The following is a 15,023-nucleotide window of genomic DNA, read 5'->3' on the forward strand; positions in this document are numbered from 1 at the left end:
TGATGATATGGAAAATTCTAAGGATGAGGTAAACGTGTCTTTTTCGGTTTTTGACTGGAAAGTTGGTTCTATACCCCTTGTGTCTCAATCTCAGGAGAAGGACACCTTTTATCTTGGGCAGAAGATTGTTTGGGCAGGCGTTTATGATCTCTATAAGAAGGGTCAAATCTTTTCCAATATTCCATCGGAAGAAAGGGATTTACCCCATCTTGTATTTTATATTGAACTTTACCCGAAAGCTTCAGGAATTCCATCCTTTCTTTCCATTTCAAGTTTACTAAGCAATTATGGGCAAGATTTTTCGAACTACGAGTTTTTGAATGTAATTGTGAAGGGTAGAAAGGGGAAGCTAATTGTTGATGTGGGCCCAGACATCTCAGAAAACGCGGTATGGAGAAATAAAGCGGGTAAAATTAAAAGTTATGATCCTTATACGATCTCTACCGAAGATAAAAATAGGAACGGTGCACTTGATGAAGGTGAAGATACCGGACTGGACGGTGTTAGTGGGGTAGATAGCCTGTGGAACTCGGGCTCTTCTGATGATGGAAATGATGATTATTACAACCCAAGGAGTTCGGGTGTCAGGGATTATTCCAAGATTAATGGAACTGAAGGGAATGGTAGACTGGATGCCGAAGAGTTGATTGTGGATGGCAAACTTTCATTGGAAAACAATTATTATGAGTTTGTTATAGACCTTGAAAATCCTTCACCTGACATATTTGTGGGAGAAAATTCAGAGGGATTTAGAACCTTTCTTATTCCCCTTAAAGATACCACTTTTGTTAGGAGATTTGGCAATCCAAACTGGGGATATATAAGATTCGTGAGAATCTGGTTCGATGAGATCTCTGAACCAGATACCGTTGTAATAGCCCAGTTGAAGTTCCAGGGAAATAGATATGTTAAGTCGCTGGTAATGACTGTAGATTCCCTTTACCCTGTGGGTTCGGATGAGAACATCTTCGTAAGATCTGTGGGACATAACGATGATCCCAATTATACTTCGCCTCCGGGCATTGAATTGGAAAGAGACCTCATTACCGGGAGGCTGGAACAAGAAAACTCACTTGGCATAAGGTACGAAAATCTGGGACCTAAACACTTTGCCCACGCAACTCAGATGAAGTCTATACCATTAAATTTAGTAGATTATAGAACGGTTAGATTTTTTGTAAAGCCAGCGCCAGGAACCTCTACACCTTATCCTACGGTATATGTGAGATTGGGTGATAGTTTGAATTACTATGAGTATAGATATAAGGTCACAAACTCAGATTGGCAGGAGGTGATCATTCAGATTGATTCCTTAACCCAGATAAAGAAATCTTTGCGGGATTCCACGTCAGCTCCTGGTCCACATTTGATTGGAAACGTTGCAATAAAAGGTAACCCATCCTTTACTCAGATACAGAGTGTATCTTTTGGTATCTTGAATGAGTCCATAGAGAGAATCAGTGGGGAAATATGGATCGATGAGTTCAGAGTGGGAGACCCGCGGAGAGATAGGGCCACCGCAGGTCAGTTCACCGCTGATTTCAGACTGGCTAACTTTCTTAGTTCTAATTTATCATTTACTAAAATGCAAAGCAATTTTAAACCCCTTCAGGGTGCAGGGACAAAAAGCAACGATCAAATCACATCTTACAGTATAAATGCCGATTTTGGTCAACTTTTACCACAGAGGTGGGGGCTGCGTCTTAACCTTTTCCATTCGAAAAATTACACCTATTCCTTGCCACTTTATGGTAGTTATTCGGATCTCATACTGAACAAAACCCAGCAGTTGGAACAAAGGAGTACCTCGGTGATAAGACGAACTTCTTTTAGCTTTTCGAAAAGTCGTAATTCCAATAACCTGCTTGTCAAATATCTTGTGGAGCCCTTTTCACTCTCTGGCTTTGTAAACTCTGACACCTCCATTACCCCGAGAAACATCAGGAACAGATTTTCAAGAAGTTTGAGTTTCAGACACGGAATCTCAGTACCGTGGACCATAAGAAAGGGAAAGGTAGTATTAAATCCACTTCCTGAGTATAGCTTTTCCGGGAGTATTGGTGAAGCCAAATCGTTTTATAGAGACCTTTTCAGTAATATTACCCAGAAGGATTCGTCCAAGACCTTTGACCAATCTCATTCTCTATCGTACAATCCTTTCCCCTTTTTGAATCTAAGGTACGATTTGGGAAATGCCATGGATTTACTAAGAAAGCAGGAGATGAGTTACAGCGAAGGGGTCAATGGTTCCCTCAGGTTTACATTGTTTTCAATATTAGATCCGTCTTTTAATTTTGCCGCAAACTACAGAGAAAGCAAGGATAGAAGTTTCCAAGCCATTGATTCAATTTTAAAGGCTAATATTACAAGCAGTACCAATGCAGGAGCTAATGTGAGTTTTAACTTTTCCAATTTGTTGTCCAAGATGTCGGCGGTTTTATTTAAAGATTTGACCGATTCTACGGGAAAGCAGATTCCCAATCCTTTAAAGAAAAAGTTTACAGATTTTTCTAATAATATACAGCCTCTGAGGTTCAGTTATACTATTGTGGATAATTATGGCTTGTACATGGTGTCCAATCGTCCAGACTGGAAATTCCGCTTCGGGATTGATAGAAACGCAATAACCGATTGGGGGCAGGTGGAGAGGTTTACCAATTCATTTACAAGGCAATACAGTGTTGATTGGGGCTTTCGCCTAATGATGGCATCTTTTAATATTGGAGGGTCGTATAATAACACGACTAACAGAGTCTATATCAGCAAGAGATATACCAAAAGCATTATATGGCCAAGGTTTTCTATTTCTAATGTAAGAATTGGTGGCAAATATTTCCAAAAATTTACGTCCAGCTGGACCCTCAGCCTTAATTATCAGAGAAGCGCGCAGCAATCTGGTGATTTTGGGAAGTTGCCTGATAATAAATCCTTTTCGACCAGTTTAACTCAGACCATGAATCTTTTGTTTAGAAACGGGATTGGTTTAAGTGTTAATTTTTCCAGAAATGAGCAAAAGAATACGGATTTTCGTTTTGGTGAGAGGACGACAAGGAACATTGACAATAGGTTAACTCTAAGTCCGACCTACTCCATCTCCCAAGGTAAGGTAATCAGGTTTCCCATCGGTGGGGTACAGTGGAAACTTGCCAGCTCTCTTCAGCTTGGCGGTAACATCACGTGGTCACGAAGTGTTCAATCAAGTATTGTCGGGGGAAAGGAAACAAAGTTAAGGGATCAGACTATCATGAGTTTTGACCTTAATGGAACCTATTCCATCACAAGAGATATTACCGGTACTATTGGATTTGGATACAGGAAGTATACCGATAATCTCAGCAAGAGATACAATTCGAATACAAATTTTTCAATTAACGTTAATTTTAATTTCTGATGTGGTTCACAAAAGAGGAAAGGATCGGATTATTGTTAATAGGAATCTCTATGATGGCAGGAGGTTTGTTATTGAATAAAAAAGAGGAGGCGAATTTAGCGAAACTAAAAAATGCAGCCCTTGAAAGTATAGCAAAAGATGTTGCTGATGAAAATGTTGAAGCGTTGAAGGGGAAGTTAAATCTTAATACTGCCAGTTTTGATGATTTAACGAGAGTTCCAGGCATTGGTCCTAAAACTGCTTTGCTGATTCTTGAGCGAAGAGAACGAAAGAAGTTTACAAATGTTGATGAACTTAAAGAAATTAAAGGGATTGGTGATAAAAAGTTGGAAAAGATAAAGGAGTATGTTGAGGTAAGATGAGTTTGAATTTGAAAAAGATCCGGGGCCAAAAAAAGGTTAAACAGTTGCTTAAACCTCTCATTGAGCTTTTGAGGGGTGAAAAAATAGATTCGATTTTTCTTGAATTTTATGGTCCCGAGGGCGTAGGGAAATTCACCACCGCTTTGGAAATCGCCAAAGCTGTTAATTGCGAAAACTACGACGAGTTCCCCTGCGGAAGGTGTCCGCAGTGCATTCAGATCGGCCATCTTCAGCATCCAGACTTGTTTTTATTAATGCCTGATATGAATTCCGATAAGTGGATTGAAGCTCAAAGGCGTGGAGATTTAAGAACATTTTATAACCCATTGAAGCAGATAAAGATAGAAGAGATAAGAGAAGTTGAAAGGGAGCTGTGGAAAGAAAGGCCTTACAGTGGAAGGTATAGATTTGTTATTGTAGCCAATGGTGAGAATCTCAACCAATATGCTCAAAATGCCTTTCTTAAGACGCTTGAGGAGCCTTATCCCAGGACTGTTATTATTTTTATAGTTAGCAGGCCTGAGAGGATTTTACCAACGATCCATTCAAGGGCAAGAAAAATCAAGTTTGACTATCTTTCTTTCCGAGATTTCAATGAATATTTTGAAACTATAGATTTGAAGTTTTCTCCTACTCTACTTTATAGAATAACCTCAGGATCCATAGGTAAAGCAAAAAGGTATATTGCAACCAACTTTATAGAGACTCGTTCACGTTTATTAAAGGCGATTTCTGATCTTGATCCCAAAAATTTTAAGGAAATATGCGAGGCTTTTCTTAATCAGGGAGTTGAAGGAGGTAATTCGGAAGGAGTTATAGAGGATATTGTTGATTTTTATGGAAGCGTTGCGAGAGACCTCTTTTTAGTGAAAAGCGGAGTATGTGATCTTATCGTAAATGTTGATTTGAAAGATGATATAATAGAATTATCAAAGAAGATTAGGAATGACCAAATTCAGGAAATGATGAGAATTTACAAAGAGGCTTCTCACTGGTTAAGATCGAATGTGAAAGAAGAGGTTATACCCTATGCTCTCTTCGCACCTTTTACCGGTAGAGATTTCCTTGATGTTTTCAAGAGCTACTAAAAAAACGGGGTGTGCAAAAACACACCCCGTAAATTGCTCTGTTGCTTAAGATTTTATTTCAATCCGATGAATGTTAAATAATTGGAAAGCGGTTCTTGGCTTCCATCACTGAATATTACATAGATTTGAGTCCGATGATTCTCATCCTCTGGTTCCCAGATGGTACCAGTAATATCCGCTGCGTGGCGATTGTCCTTGGTAATTTCTCCTGAAACGGTGCGCCTTTCATAAGTTATCGAGTTCTCTATTACTTGTGTAGGTGCTGAGACATTAAGAGTGAATTCCCAATCATCAGAATCGGTATAAAGGAAGGTTATAGATTCATCGTTTCTTAGTGTTATTGTGATGTCCATTCTGAAATTGTGGTTCCTGTAATTAATAACCCATAAGTGAAGTTGGCCTGAAACCAGTTCGCCATACTCATTGTACTGCAGGTTTTGGGCTTCCAAGCCAATCTGGAATTCGTTTACGACGGTTAAAATAGCTGATAAATCAGTAATTTGCCCTTGTGAATTATACTGAGCATTTAAGCTAAGTTCAGCTATCTTTGAACTGTCTAAATAAAGAGCTACGTGGGCCTTCTTTGGCAATGTGTCTGAATCCAGTATGAAGAGTTCTATTGAATCGATGAGAACCTCAGCCTGATGGCTTGTAAAAGATTCGTCATAATATGTCCATCTGAACAGAATCCCGTCTTGTGGGTTGTTGGGATCGATGTGAACCCAGCCAGTATCCTGCCATTCCCATGTTCCATAGAGTTCTTCGATACTGCCCTTTACCCCCTTTGTTTCGATTTTGAGGGGGAGATTATAGGTGTTTCCTTTGAATTTTACAACTTTTTTGCCCCCAATACCTACCGGTGGATTTTTTGTTGTAAAGTCGTTGAGAACCCTCACAGCCTCAGTATTTTGGAGATCAATGGCGGTACTGTTCAGTGATGTGAGGAATGTGGTGGTCTCATCTTTCTGTATTTCCTGCTTTTTACAGGAGGCCAGAAAGATAAATACTAACACTATTGTACCAGATATTATTTTTGGAAGATACTTCATGTTATACCTCCTTGTCTTAATCTTCTCTATTATATTGGAGATTTTGCGTTATGTCAATGTTTTCCTTGTAAATAAATTTTTCCGAACTACCGTTTTTATTTTGACTGGTCGTGCATCTTCTATTATAATTTCCAAACTTACGCTAAGGAGGAGCATATGAGAGTTAAAACGGGAACTGTTAGAAGGAGAAAACACAGAAAGATTCGCGAATTAGCTAAGGGTTATTATGGTCAGAAGCATTCCACTTTTAAGAAAGCCAATGAGGCGGTTTTGAGGTCTTTGCAGTATTCGTATGCCCACCGGAGACTGAAAAAGCGCGATATGAGAAAACTCTGGATAATTAGAATCAACGCAGCTGCCAGGGAAGAAGGTTTAAACTATTCCAAGCTCATTTCTGGTCTTAAGAAAGCGAACGTGGTGATAAATAGAAAGATGCTGGCGGAGTTAGCAGTGAATAACCCTGTAGCTTTTAGCGAGTTGGCTAAGATAGCAAAGGCCCATGTCAATTCTTGATGAAATACAGGGACTGAAGGACGAAATAGATAGAGACTGGGCTAAGATATCTTCCCTTGATGACTTAGAGTCCTTCAGGATTAAATATCTTGGGAAAAAAGGTATTATTCAGGAACTTATAAAGAAACTTTCAACCCTCGCCCCCGAAGATAGAAGGATAGCTGGAAAGTTCGTAAACGAAATTAAAGGAAAGTATGAGAGATTAGTAAAAGAAAAAAAAGAGGAATTGGCTTCTGCATTTGGGAAACAATGGGACCTTTACCTTCCTCCACGACAAACGGAAATTGGTAATCTTCACCCTCTTACTAAGGTAATAGAGGAATTATTAGAAATAGTTGCAGGTCTTGGTTTTGAAGAAGTCAGTGCTTATGATGCACCTGATGTGGAGTGGGATTACTACAATTTTGAATGTCTAAACATACCTCCTTACCACCCATCGAGAGAAATGCAAGCTACCTTTTTTATCACCGATAAAATGCTCTTGAGAACCCAGACTTCTCCAGTACAGATAAGAACCATGCTTCAAAGGAAACCCCCTTTGAGGGTTGTCCATGTTGGAAGGGTTTATCGTTTTGACGCCTTTGACGCCACTCACGCTCCCTGCTTCCATCAGATGGAAGGACTTTATATTAATAAAAATGTTAGTTTTGCTGAATTGAGGGGAACGGTGGAAAAGCTGGTGAAAGAAATTTTTGGTGAGAAGGCGGAATTTAGACTTATGCCGTCTTATTTTCCTTTTACGGAGCCATCAGCAGAGGGTCACGTGAAATTTGGCGACCGATGGCTTGAAATTTTTGGGTGTGGAATGGTTCATCCGCAGGTTTTGAAAAATGTGGGTCTATCGCCGGAAGAATGGTCGGGCTTTGCCTTCGGGTTGGGCATTGAAAGAATCGCGATGATCAAATATGGCATTGACGATATAAGGCTTTTCAGTGACAACGATATAAGATTTTTGAGGCAGTTATGAAAATTACTTACAATATTTTGAGAGAATATTTACCAGAGCTTAATCTCTCACCTTATGAACTGAAGGATCTCTTTCCTTACATGGGTATAGAGGTTGAGGAGTTCAGGTACATCGGTGAAGGGCTTGATGGCTACCTGGTTAGCGGACTTATTGAAGAGATTTCGGAGGCAAAGGGCGCTTCAGGGTATTACCATCTTAAAGTCTCCCTTGGGGATAGAAAGATTGACGTTGTCTCAACTGCTCCCAATGTTAGAAAGGGTATCAAAGTTGTTGTAGCCCTGCCTGGAGCGGTTATAAAGGGAAATACCATAAAGGAGAGGGAGATAAAGGGGATAGTTTCCCAAGGGAACCTCTTATCCCTTGAAGAGATGGGATTCGATATAGATTCGGAAGGAGTTTTTGAATTGCCAGAGGATTTCCCCATCGGAATTTCTCCTCTGGAGTACTTAGGGTTAAAGGACTGGTTATACGATCTTTATATTTTTCCCAACAGGCCTGACCTTCTTGGAATTATTGGATTGGCCCATGAGATATCCGCCCATACAGGGAATCAAATTCAGTGGCCAAGGATGGGCATTGAAGAGATTTGCGATGAAATTTTTAACGTGGAAGTTTCTGATCCAGAAGGTTGCCCCGTGTATACTGCAAGAATTGTGAAAAATGTGAAGGTTGGACCATCACCCTTTGATTTACAACGAAAGTTGAGTCTGCTTGGGCAAAGGCCCATAAATAATATCGTTGACATTACCAACTATGTGATGTTTGAACTTGGACAACCCATTCACGCTTTTGATAAGGGGAAGGTTCGCAATAAAATCGTTGTAAGAAGGGCAAAGGAAGGAGAAAAGATTCTATGCCTTGATGGACTCACGAGAGAGCTAAACCCCGAAATACTTGTGATTGCAGACTTTGAAGAGCCGATAGCGATCGCGGGAATTATTGGTGGAGAAAATACCAGCGTTTCTCCAGATACAAGGGACATCATCATTGAAAGCGCCTATTTTGACAGGGTAAGAATCAGAAAGGCTGTGCAAATGCTCAATGTGGGGACCGAATCCTCAAGACGCTTTGAGAGAGGCGGTGACCCGATGATACCAGAGATTGCATCAAGACGCGTTGCCTATCTTGTCAAAAAAATCGCTGGCGGAGAGGTTTGCAAAATTAATCTGGTCCAGCGCAGAACCTTTGAGCAGAAAAAGATAGCCCTTTACTTTAAAGATCTCAACCGTATTTTGGGCGAGGTAATAGAGCCGGAGGAAGTCAAGCGAATTGTAGAAAGACTTGGATTTGCTGTCCATAAGAGGAGTGATCACCTTACTATATCTGTTCCGTCAAGGCGAAGGGATATAGAAGTGTGGGAGGATATCGCAGAGGAAATTCTCAAGATATATGGATATGATAGGATAAAGGGAAAAACTGAAAGCTGTGGGGAATTTATTGGAAAAAAGCAAAAAACCCTTGACAGGCTGGTCAAGGCAACCCTTATTGTGAGCGGGTTTACGGAAGTTAAAAACATTGAATTCGCTTCACCTGGTGAGCTTATTGCTCTTGGTGAACCTGAAGAACTTTTTGTAAAAATACAAAATCCAATTCACAGTGAACTCTCAGTACTCAGAACCTCACTCACTCCAGGACTATTAAGGGTGGCATCTTTGAATTTAAGAAGAGGTGTTGAGTATTTGAGGATCTTTGAAGTTGGTAAAGTTTTCCATTGGCGCGGAAGTGAGGAATTACCTATGGAAGTTATGAGAGTTGGCCTTTGCGTTGCAGGCGAAATTCCAAAGACCTGGGATAGAACAGAGAGGGAAGTGGATATCTATGATCTTCTTTCGGGTTTTGAATCTCTAAGGCGCATTTTCTCAGAAAACCTTGTTTTGGGGCAGAGGGATGTGAGAAACAAGGGATTCTCTTCTGGTGGAGTGATATTGAATGGCGAGAAAGTGATTGGATATCTGGGTGAAGTTGCACCGAAAATCAAACGGATCTTTGATATTAAGGCCCCAGTCTTTGTAATGGAATTGGAACTCGCGAATCTTTCGCCCAAAGAGTTAAAATACACTGGACTTCCGACCTTCCCCGCAACCAGCAGGGATATATCAGTTGTCATCGGAGCAGATGAATCTATAAAGGAAATTCTTGATTGTGCGAAAGATACCTTTTCAGCTTTGCTTGAAGAGTACAGAGTTTTAGACATATTTGAAGGAAAGCCTATTCCGGAAGGCAAGAAAAGTGTTACCTTAAGGTTCATCCTGCGGTCAAAGGATAGAACCCTGACTCAAGAAGAAGTAGATGCAAAGTTTAATGATTTTGTATCTACTTTGATGAATAAGGGATACGAAATTAGGGGGCTTAATGCCTGACCTGAGTGAGGAGCTTACAAGAAAGGTGAGCGAGTTGATCGAGAGGATAAATGCTCTTGAGAAGCTCTCATCTGAAAAGGACGAAGTGATAAGAGAGACAATTGCCAGGCTGGAAAAAATTGAAGCGAGGTTGCATAATTTAAAAAATAAGATAGAGGTGTTAAGATAATGGCTGATTTGTTCAGCAGTATCCGTGGGAAAAGGCAAATCAGGTTTAAAAATATGGAATTTGAAATTTTTTGTGATAAAGAAGATGAGGCCATTTTAGATGAAGTTGTTGCTTTTGTTGAGGGTAAGTTTAAAGAAGAGGAAGAGCAGCTTTCAAGGATGAGGCCGGATATTGATTGGGCAACGGTGCTCGTGAATGTAATCTTTGATCTTGCATATAGATACCTCATCCTCAAAAAGGATAGCGATAAGCTTATGGAGAGCGTGAAGATTAACATACAGCGCATAGATGCGAAACTGGGAGGGCCTCATAATGCATAAATACTTCAAAGGAGGTGTTCATCTTTGCAATTTGATATCTTTGAAAACAAAAATAAGGATTTTTTACCGCTTTCGGTCAGGCTTGCGCCACAGACTCTGGAGGAATTTGCTGGTCAGCAACACCTTGTTGGGGACGGAAAGCCCCTTAGGGTACTTATTGAAAATGGAAGGTTAAAGAGTTCTATCTTTTTTGGGCCTCCTGGATGTGGCAAAACAGCACTTGCAAGGATAATTGCAAATTTTGTTAAGACCAGGTTTGAAGAAGTTAACGCAGCAAAAATAAAGCCTTCTGAAATCAAGAATCTCGTTGATCACCTGATTAGTTACTTTAAAATGGCAGGGAAGCCAGCTATATTATATCTTGATGAAATTCATAGGCTTAACAGGCTTTATCAGGAATTTTTCCTTCCCTTTACAGAAGATGGGAGTCTTATTTTAATTGCATCTACTACCCACAACCCTTACTTTGCCATCTCTTCTGCGCTTTTATCAAGATCCATGCTCTTTGAATTTAAACCTCTTGGTGAGGAAGACATATTGAAAATCTTGGGACGTGCAAGGAATTTAATTGCGAGAGAGTATCACATTGAAGTTGGTGATGATGTGCTCGTTAGAATTTCCCAGATGGCTGATGGTGATGCGCGGAGAGCCTTAAATGTTCTGGAAACCGCACTATTAGTGGCAATAAACCAAAAATTGCAAGAAATAAATATGTCGCTTATTCAGGAAATTATGCCCCACAGGGCTTATACCCTGACTCAGGACGAGCATTATGACATGATTTCCGCGCTGATTAAATCTATTAGGGGTTCAAACCCCGATGCAGCGGTTTATTGGTTGGTTAGGTTACTTGAGCAGGGTGAGGACCCTCTTTACATAATTAGAAGGTTATTTGTTCATGCCTGTGAAGACATTGGACTTGAAGACCCTGATGCTATTAGGGTCGTGAGTGCCTGCAAGGAAGGATTTGAGATGGTGGGGAGGCCAGAGGGGGATATTATTTTAACTTTTGCTGTTTTATATTTAGCGCTTGCTAAAAAATCCAATGCTGTTATAAGAACCCTTGCTAAAGCAAGGGAAGTTGTTGAAAAAACAGGAAGATTACCCGTCCCTCTCCATTTGATGGATTCCCACTATAAAGGAGCAAAAAAGCTTGGAAGAGGCGTGGGATATGTCTATCCCTACGGAAAAGGTCGTGGAGCAAAGCAGGATTATCTGCCAGATAAAATCAAAGATGTAAAGATCTTTCAGAAGGAGGAAGAGCAATGATAGCGATAATTTTCGGAATTGTAGGAATTTTAGCGGGTTTTGGTCTTGGTGTTGGGTATTTTAAGGGCATTTACAGAAAGAAGCTTGAACAAGCCCTTGGAACTGCTGAGCAGATAATTGAAAACGCTAAAAAAGAAGCAGAAGAGATAAAGAGAGAAGGTGAAAATCAGGCAAAAGAATACTGGATGAAAGAGAGAAGGAAGTTTGAGAAAGAGACCTTTGAAGCCAAAAAGGAACTGGAAAAAACGTCTAAAAAATTGATTGAGAAGGAGCAGGCCCTTGATAAAAGAGCGGAACAGCTTACGAGAAGGGAAATTGCACTTAAACAGCTGGAAAGCGAACTTAAAGAGAGAGAAAAATCCATTCAGGCAAAGGAAGAAAGGCTGGATAAGCTTAACGAAGAGGCGGCGAGAAAGCTTGAAGAAATTGCGAGGCTGACGAGGGAGGAGGCAAAGCAGGAACTGCTCAGAAGTCTTGAACAACAGGTTAGGTATGAAGCAGCTCAACTAATGTACAAAATAAGAGAGGAAGCGAAGGAAAAGGCTGAGAAAGAAGCCAAGGAACTTGTTTTGCAGGCAATTCAGCGGGTTGCTACTGTGGTTTCTCAGGAGAGCACGACAAGCATCGTCCCCATTCCCTCTGATGATTTAAAGGGTAGAATTATCGGGAGAGAAGGCAGAAACATAAAAACCTTTGAATCGATAACGGGTGTGGAGGTAATTATTGATGATACTCCTGAAGCAGTTATCTTGTCGTCCTTTGACCCTATTAGGAGGGAAAAGGCAAGGCTTACCCTTGAGAGGTTGATTCAGGATGGAAGGATCCATCCTGCAAGGATTGAAGAGATTTATGCTCAAGTAGAATCGGAATTTGACGAACACCTTAAAAAAATCGGTGAAGATGCCGCGTTAGAGCTTGGTCTTTCTGGTTTCCATCCTGAATTGCTGAAGCAAATTGGTAAGATGAAGTTCAGAACCAGTTATGGGCAGAATCTATTGCAACACTCAATGGAAGTTGCTTATATAGCGGGGATAATGGCCAGTGAGTTAGGCCTTCCAGTTCACTATGCAAGGCGGGCTGGTCTTTTGCATGACATCGGAAAGACGGCGGATGAAACTTTTGAGGGTCCCCACGCATTAATTGGTGCACAAATTGCTAAGAGGCTGGGGGAAAATGACCTTGTGGTGAATGCTATTGCTTCCCACCATGGCGAAGAGTCCCCTAAGAACCCAATTGCGGTTCTTGTACAGGCAGCTGATGCTATTTCCGGTTCTCGTCCCGGAGCGAGAAGGGAAAGCATAGAGGCTTACTTAAAGAGAATTGAGAAGCTTGAGCAGATTGCTTTAAGTTTTTCAGGGGTTGAAAAGGCCTATGCCCTTCAAGCCGGCAGGGAAATAAGAATCATTGTGGAAGCGCAAAAGGTTTCTGATACGGAAGCCTTTGATATTGCCAGACAAGTCGCTCAGAAAATCGAAGGTGAGTTGGAATTTCCGGGGCAGATAAAGGTAGTGGTGATAAGAGAGACGAGAGCGGTGGAGTACGCGCGGTGATTAATATTTTATTTATCGGAGATATAGTAGGTAGTAAAGGGCGGGAAGTGGTTAAAAATCTCCTTCCCAAGTTAAAAGAAGAGTTTGAAATCGACTTTGTAGTTGCCAATGGTGAAAATCTCGCAGGCGGAATTGGGATTACTGAAAAAACGGCATTGGAAGTTAAGAGTGCAGGAGTTGATGTTCTAACGGGTGGCAACCACATATGGGATAGGAGGGAGGGAATTTTTTTTGTTGAAAACACAGATTGGGTTATAAGACCACTAAATTATCCACCAGGAATTCCGGGGCGCGGTTTTAATTTTTTTTTCGTGAAGGGTTATAAAGTATTAGTTTTTAACCTTTTGGGACGAGTATTTATGGAACCCTATGATTGTCCCTTCAGGGTTGCTGACGAGTTTTTGAGAGAGCACAAGGCGGATGTAATAATACTCGATTTCCATGCTGAGGCTACTTCAGAAAAGTTGAGTCTTGCCCATTATTTGGACGGAAGGGTTTCTCTCATAGTCGGGACTCATACCCATGTACAAACTTCTGACGCCAAGGTCCTTCCCGGTGGAACAGGATATATTACCGATGCAGGGATGACAGGTGGACTGGGTGGCGTGATCGGAGTGAAAAAAGAACTTTTTATCCGCAGGTTTTTGAGCCAGATGCCTGTTAGTTTTGAGCCAGAGGAGTCGGAACCCGGGCTGGAGGGTGTTTTTGCCAAGATTGACGAAAATACAGGGAAGTGCATTGAAATCTCAGCAATAAGAAGATACCTTTAATTTTATGGAGTATCGCATCGTCACTCCTCCTGATTTGACGAGAGAAATTGCTTTTTATGAAAAGTGGATTGAAATGGCTTACAATGGTGAAATGACCTACCTTAAAAGGACCATAGATAAGAGGAGATCCTTCCCTGAATGGACCAGATCCATTCTTGTTGTGAGGGCTTTTTATGGTGATATCCACTGGAATGAGATTAGCACAACCGGAAAGGCCCTAATTTCAAAATATGCAATAAGAACAGATTATCATGCTGTTATAAAAAATCTTATTGCCGATGTTTTATCGGAACTTGAACTAAAGCACAAAGACCTGCAATACAAGGTATTCGTTGACAGTTCTCCCGTCTTAGAGAAGCCAATTGCGAGATTCGCAGGATTTGGCATCTTCGGTTATAACACTTTACTTCTGGATCCGGAGTGGGGTTCCTATTTCCACATAGGTGGTGCCTTTCTCAGCAGGGATTTGGCGGAATCCGTTGAGAGTTTAGAAGATAATCCATGCTTGAGGTGTAATCTCTGTGTCGAGTCTTGCCCCACGGGAGCACTGATTAAACCAGGGGTACTTGATGCCTCAAGGTGCATAAGCTATTTGACAATTGAATACAAAGGAGTAATTCCAAAGGAACTTGCTGTGAGAATGCAGAATTGGGTTTTTGGATGTGATGTTTGTCAGGAGGTGTGTCCATTAAACAGAAAGAAAAAAAACCTTAAGGTGCATTCTATGTACAGGGAGGAGTTGATCGCTCCTCCCATAGAACGCCTTCTTTACCTTGAAGAGAAAGATTTCCTGAATCTTTTTGATAAAACCCCCGTTTTGCGAACGGGATATGTGAGGTTTTTGAGAAACGTCATTGTGGTAGCCTACAATATAGGGTATCAATACCTATTATATAATATGTATAAGCAGGGTAAACTCCAGCAGGAAAGGTTATGGATTTCGCAGATTGAAGAGATGGGGGGATTAAATGGACCTTGAGAATCTCAAAGCTAACTCGGAACTTTATAGATTCTTATCCTCCTTTTACGGAGATGATCTTGACAATTTTTTAGAGTGCGTGGTGAAAAGGCCTAAAAGTGCCGTAAGGGTAAATACTTTGAAGATTTCAAAAGATGTCCTTATAAAACGTCTTTTGGATCAGGGGTTTATGCTCAAACCAGTTTTATTTTATGAAGATGCTTTAATTGTTGAGCACTCACCGATTGAGCTGGGTA

The 15,023-nt window shown here is 40.9% G+C and carries 14 protein-coding genes; 13 read left to right on the plus strand and 1 reads right to left on the minus strand.

Annotated features, from left to right (window positions below; all coding sequences use genetic code 11):
• From QMD82_04915 to QMD82_04925, 3 genes are all read left to right on the plus strand, one after another.
• On the plus strand, positions 1 to 3,391 hold a 3,391-nt coding region (locus QMD82_04915; GenBank protein ID MDI6851258.1), incomplete at its 5' end, for a hypothetical protein.
• 71 nt (positions 3,392 to 3,462) lie between these two features.
• Positions 3,463 to 3,753: a helix-hairpin-helix domain-containing protein gene (locus QMD82_04920; protein ID MDI6851259.1), complete on the plus strand. Its 291-nt coding sequence runs from the start codon at positions 3,463 to 3,465 to the stop codon at positions 3,751 to 3,753.
• The gene (locus tag QMD82_04925; protein MDI6851260.1) at positions 3,750 to 4,841 is read left to right on the plus strand and encodes a hypothetical protein; all 1,092 of its coding nucleotides are present in this window, start codon (positions 3,750 to 3,752) and stop codon (positions 4,839 to 4,841) included. The genes QMD82_04920 and QMD82_04925 overlap by 4 nt, the downstream gene beginning before the upstream one ends.
• Before the next feature lie 53 nt (positions 4,842 to 4,894).
• Here the strand turns inward: QMD82_04925 and QMD82_04930 are convergent, their stop codons facing one another.
• Entirely contained in the window at positions 4,895 to 5,890 is a 996-nt protein-coding gene (locus QMD82_04930; protein ID MDI6851261.1) for a hypothetical protein, read from the minus strand.
• A 156-nt stretch (positions 5,891 to 6,046) separates the two neighbouring features.
• Between QMD82_04930 and rplT the strand changes: the two genes are divergently transcribed.
• The 10 genes from rplT to QMD82_04980 all read left to right on the plus strand — a co-directional run.
• Positions 6,047 to 6,403 (plus strand): 50S ribosomal protein L20, encoded by a 357-nt coding sequence (gene rplT, locus QMD82_04935; GenBank protein ID MDI6851262.1) that lies wholly within the window; start codon positions 6,047 to 6,049, stop codon positions 6,401 to 6,403.
• On the plus strand, positions 6,390 to 7,370 hold the full coding sequence (gene pheS / locus QMD82_04940) for a phenylalanine--tRNA ligase subunit alpha (GenBank protein MDI6851263.1): 981 nt from the start codon (positions 6,390 to 6,392) through the stop codon (positions 7,368 to 7,370). Before rplT ends, pheS begins: the two co-directional genes overlap by 14 nt.
• Positions 7,367 to 9,730 (plus strand): phenylalanine--tRNA ligase subunit beta, encoded by a 2,364-nt coding sequence (gene pheT / locus QMD82_04945; protein MDI6851264.1) that lies wholly within the window; start codon positions 7,367 to 7,369, stop codon positions 9,728 to 9,730. Before pheS ends, pheT begins: the two co-directional genes overlap by 4 nt.
• Entirely contained in the window at positions 9,723 to 9,899 is a 177-nt protein-coding gene (locus tag QMD82_04950; protein ID MDI6851265.1) for a hypothetical protein, read from the plus strand. Before pheT ends, QMD82_04950 begins: the two co-directional genes overlap by 8 nt.
• On the plus strand, positions 9,899 to 10,219 hold the full coding sequence (zapA, locus tag QMD82_04955; protein ID MDI6851266.1) for a cell division protein ZapA: 321 nt from the start codon (positions 9,899 to 9,901) through the stop codon (positions 10,217 to 10,219). Before QMD82_04950 ends, zapA begins: the two co-directional genes overlap by 1 nt.
• Positions 10,220 to 10,243: 24 nt before the next feature.
• Entirely contained in the window at positions 10,244 to 11,488 is a 1,245-nt protein-coding gene (locus QMD82_04960) for a replication-associated recombination protein A (GenBank protein MDI6851267.1), read from the plus strand.
• Positions 11,485 to 13,038, plus strand: a complete 1,554-nt coding sequence (rny, locus tag QMD82_04965; protein MDI6851268.1) for a ribonuclease Y — start codon at positions 11,485 to 11,487, stop codon at positions 13,036 to 13,038. Before QMD82_04960 ends, rny begins: the two co-directional genes overlap by 4 nt.
• Entirely contained in the window at positions 13,038 to 13,808 is a 771-nt protein-coding gene (locus QMD82_04970; protein ID MDI6851269.1) for a TIGR00282 family metallophosphoesterase, read from the plus strand. The genes rny and QMD82_04970 overlap by 1 nt, the downstream gene beginning before the upstream one ends.
• A gap of 4 nt (positions 13,809 to 13,812) precedes the next feature.
• Positions 13,813 to 14,787 (plus strand): tRNA epoxyqueuosine(34) reductase QueG, encoded by a 975-nt coding sequence (gene queG / locus QMD82_04975; GenBank protein MDI6851270.1) that lies wholly within the window; start codon positions 13,813 to 13,815, stop codon positions 14,785 to 14,787.
• Positions 14,777 to 15,023, plus strand: a 247-nt coding sequence (locus tag QMD82_04980; protein MDI6851271.1) for a hypothetical protein, incomplete at its 3' end; no start/stop codon positions are given. The genes queG and QMD82_04980, both read left to right, overlap by 11 nt.

This window comes from bacterium, from assembly GCA_030019025.1.
In the GTDB taxonomy this organism is placed as follows: domain Bacteria; phylum Hydrothermota; class Hydrothermia; order UBA1063; family UBA1063; genus UBA1063.

Excerpts from the sequence above, each read along its gene's own strand:
- QMD82_04925 (MDI6851260.1), top strand. The coding sequence starts at position 3,750 with ATGAGTTTGAATTTGAAAAAGATCCGGGGCCAAAAAAAGGTTAAACAG.
- QMD82_04930 (MDI6851261.1), bottom strand. The coding sequence starts at position 5,890 with ATGAAGTATCTTCCAAAAATAATATCTGGTACAATAGTGTTAGTATTT.
- rplT (MDI6851262.1), top strand. The coding sequence starts at position 6,047 with ATGAGAGTTAAAACGGGAACTGTTAGAAGGAGAAAACACAGAAAGATT.
- pheS (MDI6851263.1), top strand. The coding sequence starts at position 6,390 with ATGTCAATTCTTGATGAAATACAGGGACTGAAGGACGAAATAGATAGA.
- pheT (MDI6851264.1), top strand. The coding sequence starts at position 7,367 with ATGAAAATTACTTACAATATTTTGAGAGAATATTTACCAGAGCTTAAT.
- QMD82_04950 (MDI6851265.1), top strand. The coding sequence starts at position 9,723 with ATGCCTGACCTGAGTGAGGAGCTTACAAGAAAGGTGAGCGAGTTGATC.
- zapA (MDI6851266.1), top strand. The coding sequence starts at position 9,899 with ATGGCTGATTTGTTCAGCAGTATCCGTGGGAAAAGGCAAATCAGGTTT.
- rny (MDI6851268.1), top strand. The coding sequence starts at position 11,485 with ATGATAGCGATAATTTTCGGAATTGTAGGAATTTTAGCGGGTTTTGGT.
- queG (MDI6851270.1), top strand. The coding sequence starts at position 13,813 with ATGGAGTATCGCATCGTCACTCCTCCTGATTTGACGAGAGAAATTGCT.